Here is a 4,963-nt window from a genome sequence, read left to right on the forward strand (position 1 = left end):
TAAACAGATAAACAATAAAAAAGTTGGATAAAAAACTAAAATTGATAAGAGTTGGTTGATTGTTTAAGTTGAAGGGGTGTTATAAAAAACTCAAAGTGGCAGCGACCTACATTTCCACAAGCGTAGCCTGCAGTATTATCGGCGATGGGAGGCTTGACTTCCAGGTTCGGAATGGAGCTGGGTATGACCCTCCCTCTAGCCCCACCACTAAGAGAAAGATAAACACCGATGTGTTCATGTTTCTCTCAGCTTAAAAGCTTTGAGTAACTTAGTATTGTTAAGAGCCTAGGCAATGTTAAAATTACATTTGCAAGTTCTACTATTAAGCTTGCACTTAATAAGGTAGTACCTATTTGAAGAATAAAGTAAATACAAACGATCTATTAGTACTGGTCAGCTAAATGACTTTCATCACTTACACACCCAGCCTATCAACGCAGTAGTCTTCTGCGGATCTTCAGGGATGATTCATCTTGGAGTTGGCTTCCCGCTTAGATGCTTTCAGCGGTTATCACATCCGAACATAGCTACCCAGCGATGCCCTTGGCAGGACAACTGGTACACCAGTGGTTCGTTCACCCCGGTCCTCTCGTACTAGGGGCAACTCTCCTCAATCATCCAACGCCCACGGCAGATAGGGACCGAACTGTCTCACGACGTTCTGAACCCAGCTCGCGTACCGCTTTAAATGGCGAACAGCCATACCCTTGGGACCTGCTTCAGCCCCAGGATGCGATGAGCCGACATCGAGGTGCCAAACCTCCCCGTCGATGTGAGCTCTTGGGGGAGATCAGCCTGTTATCCCCGGCGTACCTTTTATCCTTTGAGCGATGGCCCTTCCACACAGAACCACCGGATCACTATGACCGACTTTCGTCTCTGCTCGACATGTACGTCTCGCAGTTAAGCTGGCTTGTACCATTATACTCTACGATGGATTTCCAACCCATCTGAGCCAACCTTTGTAAGCCTCCGTTACTTTTTAGGAGGCGACCGCCCCAGTCAAACTACCCACCAGACACTGTCCTCACCCCGGATAACGGGGCTAAGTTAGAACATCAAACATACAAGGGTGGTATTTCAAGGACGGCTCCAACGCAACTAGCGTCACGTCTTCAAAGCCTCCCACCTATCCTACACATGTAGGTTCAATGTTCAGTGCCAAGCTGTAGTAAAGGTTCACGGGGTCTTTCCGTCTAGCCGCGGGTACACTGCATCTTCACAGCGATTTCAATTTCACTGAGTCTCGGNGTAAGCCTCCGTTACTTTTTAGGAGGCGACCGCCCCAGTCAAACTACCCACCAGACATTGTCCTCCGCCAGGATAACTGGCGCAAGTTAGCAATCAGAATATATAAGGGTGGTATCTCAAGGATAGCTCATCATCAGCTGGCGCCGATGAATCAAAGCCTCCCACCTATCCTGCACAAATATATCCCAATTGCAGTGTCAAGCTATAGTAAAGGTGCACGGGGTCTTTCCGTCTTGCCGCGGGTAGGAGGAATTTTCACCTCCACTACAATTTCACTGGATCCCTGGTTGAGACAGCTCCCATCTCGTTACGCCATTCATGCAGGTCGGTATTTAACCGACAAGGAATTTCGCTACCTTAGGACCGTTATAGTTACGGCCGCCGTTTACTTGGGCTTCGATCAAGAGCTTCGCACCGAAGTACTAACCCCATCAATTAACCTTCAAGCACCGGGCAGGCGTCACACCTTATACATCCTCTTACGAGTTAGCAAAGTGCTGTGTTTTTGATAAACAGTCGGGAGGGACTCTTTGTTGCAACCTCTCTCGCTTTTTGGAGCAAGTCCATATACAAGAGTAGGCACACCTTATTCCGAAGTTACGGTGCTAGTTTGCAGAGTTCCTTAACCAGGGTTCTTCCACGCGCCTTAGAATACTCATCTCACCCACCTGTGTCGGTTTACGGTACGGGCAACTAATAATACACTTAGAGGCTTTTCTTGGCACGACGGTATCAACGATTCTGAATCAGCTCCGAAGAGCGTCATCAGCCTGTCAGGTCTCGAAAACAGCCGGCGGATTTTCCTATCCAGCTTATCTACACCCTTCGAGCCACTATTCCATCAGTGACCTCGTTTAACCCTATGCGTCCCCCCTTCGTACTAAACTATTAGTTGGTATTGGAATATTAACCAATTTGCCATCGCTTACCCCTTTCGGACTCAGCTTAGGACCCGACTAACCCTACAATGACGAGCATAGTGTAGGAACCCTTGGGTTTACGGCGAACAGGATTCTCACCTGTTTTCTCGCTACTCATGCCTGCATGCTCACTTCTAGCCGCTCCACCACTCCTTACCGGTATGGCTTCAATGCTGACTAGAACGCTCTCCTACCACTTAGTATAAATACTAAATCTACAGCTTCGGTGTCTATTTTAGCCCCGTTATATTTTCGGCGCAGAATCGCTAGACCAGTGAGCTGTTACGCTTTCTTTAAAGGATGGCTGCTTCTAAGCCAACCTCCTGGTTGTCTAAGCAACTCCACATCCTTTTCCACTTAAATAGAACTTTGGGACCTTAGCTGGTAGTCTGGGCTGTTTCCCTCTCGATGATGGATTTTATCACCCACCACCTGACTGCCATGAATTCACATATGGTATTCGGAGTTTGACTGGGTTTGGTACCTTGGTGTAGGCCCTAGCCCAATCAGTGCTCTACCCCCATATGCTTCGAACATGACGCTATACCTAAATATATTTCGGAGAGAACCAGCTATCACTAAGTTTGATTGGCCTTTCACCCCTATCCACAGGTCATCGGAGGAGTTTTAAACCTCCACCCGTTCGGTCCTCCACTAGCTCTTACACCAGCTTCAACCTGCCCATGGATAGATCACTTAGTTTCGGGTCTACAGCAACTAACTATCGCCCTATTAAGACTCGCTTTCGCTACGGCTTCACGTGTGTTTAACCTTGCTAGTCACCATAACTCGCAGGCTCATTATGCAAAAGGCAGTCCATCACCCTGTATAAAACATAGGGCTCTGAATGATTGTAGGCAGATGGTTTCAGGTTCTATTTCACTCCGCTCACTGCGGTTCTTTTCACCTTTCCCTCACGGTACTGGTTCACTATCGATCCTGGAGTAGTATTTAGCCTTGGAAGGTGGTCCTCCCATATTCAGTCAGGGTTTCACGTGTCCCGACCTACTCGAATAAAGTCTAATTAGTTTTCGTATACGGGACTTTCACCCTCTACGGTCAAGCATTCCAGCTTATTCTACTAACACCTTAAACTCTTTAGGGCTACTCCCTTTTCGCTCGCCGCTACTAAGGGAATCTCGGTTGATTTCTTTTCCTGTGGGTACTGAGATGTTTCACTTCCCCACGTTCGCTCTCCTAAGAGTGACATGCTTCGCAACATGCCGGGTTGCCCCATTCGGAAATCCAGGGATCAAAGCTTCTTGGCAGCTCCCCCTGGCTTATCGCAGCCTAGTACGTCCTTCATCGCCTCTCCTGGTCTAGGCATCCACCATCTGCCCTTAGATTAATTTAATTAATTCTAAGGTACTACCTTATTAAATGCAAATAAGTCATTCACAGATCTCTCTGTTTATGGTTTAGTTGTTTAATAAGTTGAAGATTCTTACATCTTCTAATTATTGAGTTTCTTGCACATGAAAGTTATCATTTCTGATAATTTTCTGTTAAATTGTAATTTTTTTGTATGTTATGAATAAATCCATATCATGCAACATTACGTTAGACTCTTAACAATAATAAGTTAAATAACATTTAGACACATGTCTAATGAAAATATTTAAAGTAAATACTTTCATTAAACATATGGTGGGCGTACCAGGACTTGAACCTGGGACCTCACCCTTATCAGGGGTGCACTCTAACCAGCTGAGCTATACGCCCATATGAGGTACATCAAAGATCCTAATAATCTTTGACAACCNGTGTAAAACCTAATAGAAACATTCACTTGAATACTTCTATTAAGTTTTCCAATCCATCATCTCTTTTCAGAAATGGTGGAGAATAACGGGATCGAACCGATGACCTCCTGCGTGCAAAGCAGGCGCTCTCCCAGCTGAGCTAATTCCCCAGGTTGTAACGTCAAAGATCCGAATAATCTTTGACAACCAAACAGTAAGTTATGATCGAACATAAAACAAACCAAGTCTTATTTGTGTTTGTGATGATGTTCTGTGAGGAAACATCATCTATACTCTGAAAGGAGGTGATCCAACCGCAGGTTCTCCTACGGTTACCTTGTTACGACTTCACCCCAGTCGCTGATTCCACCGTGGAGGGTAGCCAGTTTAGCTTCCCCGCTTCGGGTGAAATCAACTCCCATGGTGTGACGGGCGGTGAGTACAAGACCCGGGAACGTATTCACCGTAGCATAGCTGATCTACGATTACTAGTGATTCCAGCTTCAAGCAGTCGAGTTGCAGACTGCTATCCGAACTGAGACCAGGTTTATAGATTTGCTCCACCTCGCAGTATTGCTTCTCATTGTCCTGGCCATTGTAGCACGTGTGTTGCCCTAGCCGTAAGGGCCATGATGACTTGACGTCGTCCTCACCTTCCTCCTCCTTGCGAAGGCAGTCTCACTAGAGTCCTCGGCCGAACCGTTAGTAACTAGTGACGAGGGTTGCGCTCGTTGCGGGACTTAACCCAACATCTCACGACACGAGCTGACGACAGCCGTGCAGCACCTGTATAAAAGCTCCCGAAGGCACCACTCTATCTCTAAAGTGTTCTTAAATATGTCAAGGCTAGGTAAGGTTCTTCGCGTATCTTCGAATTAAACCACATGCTCCACCACTTGTGCGGGTCCCCGTCTATTCCTTTGAGTTTTAATCTTGCGACCGTACTCCCCAGGCGGAATGTTTAATGCGTTAGCTGCATCACCGAATAGACTAGCTACCCGACGACTAACATTCATCGTTTAGGGCGTGGACTACCAGGGTATCTAATCC

The 4,963-nt window shown here is 46.5% G+C and carries 2 tRNA genes and 3 rRNA genes; all 5 read right to left on the reverse strand.

The features are described 5' to 3' along the window. Window positions 1-93 precede the first annotated feature (93 nt). Window positions 94-209: ribosomal RNA gene (gene rrf, locus PF327_RS11310) — 5S ribosomal RNA — on the reverse strand. Between the two features lie 153 nt (window positions 210-362). Next, window positions 363-3,526, reverse strand: a 23S ribosomal RNA gene (locus PF327_RS11315). 290 nt (window positions 3,527-3,816) lie between these two features. Then, window positions 3,817-3,893: transfer RNA gene (locus PF327_RS11320), tRNA-Ile, on the reverse strand. A gap of 114 nt (window positions 3,894-4,007) precedes the next feature. Then, window positions 4,008-4,083: transfer RNA gene (locus PF327_RS11325), tRNA-Ala, on the reverse strand. Between the two features lie 128 nt (window positions 4,084-4,211). Beyond that, window positions 4,212-4,963 (reverse strand): 16S ribosomal RNA (locus tag PF327_RS11330); the annotation flags it as partial.

Source organism: Sulfurovum xiamenensis (assembly GCF_030347995.1).
Taxonomy (GTDB): Bacteria; Campylobacterota; Campylobacteria; order Campylobacterales; family Sulfurovaceae; genus Sulfurovum; species Sulfurovum xiamenensis.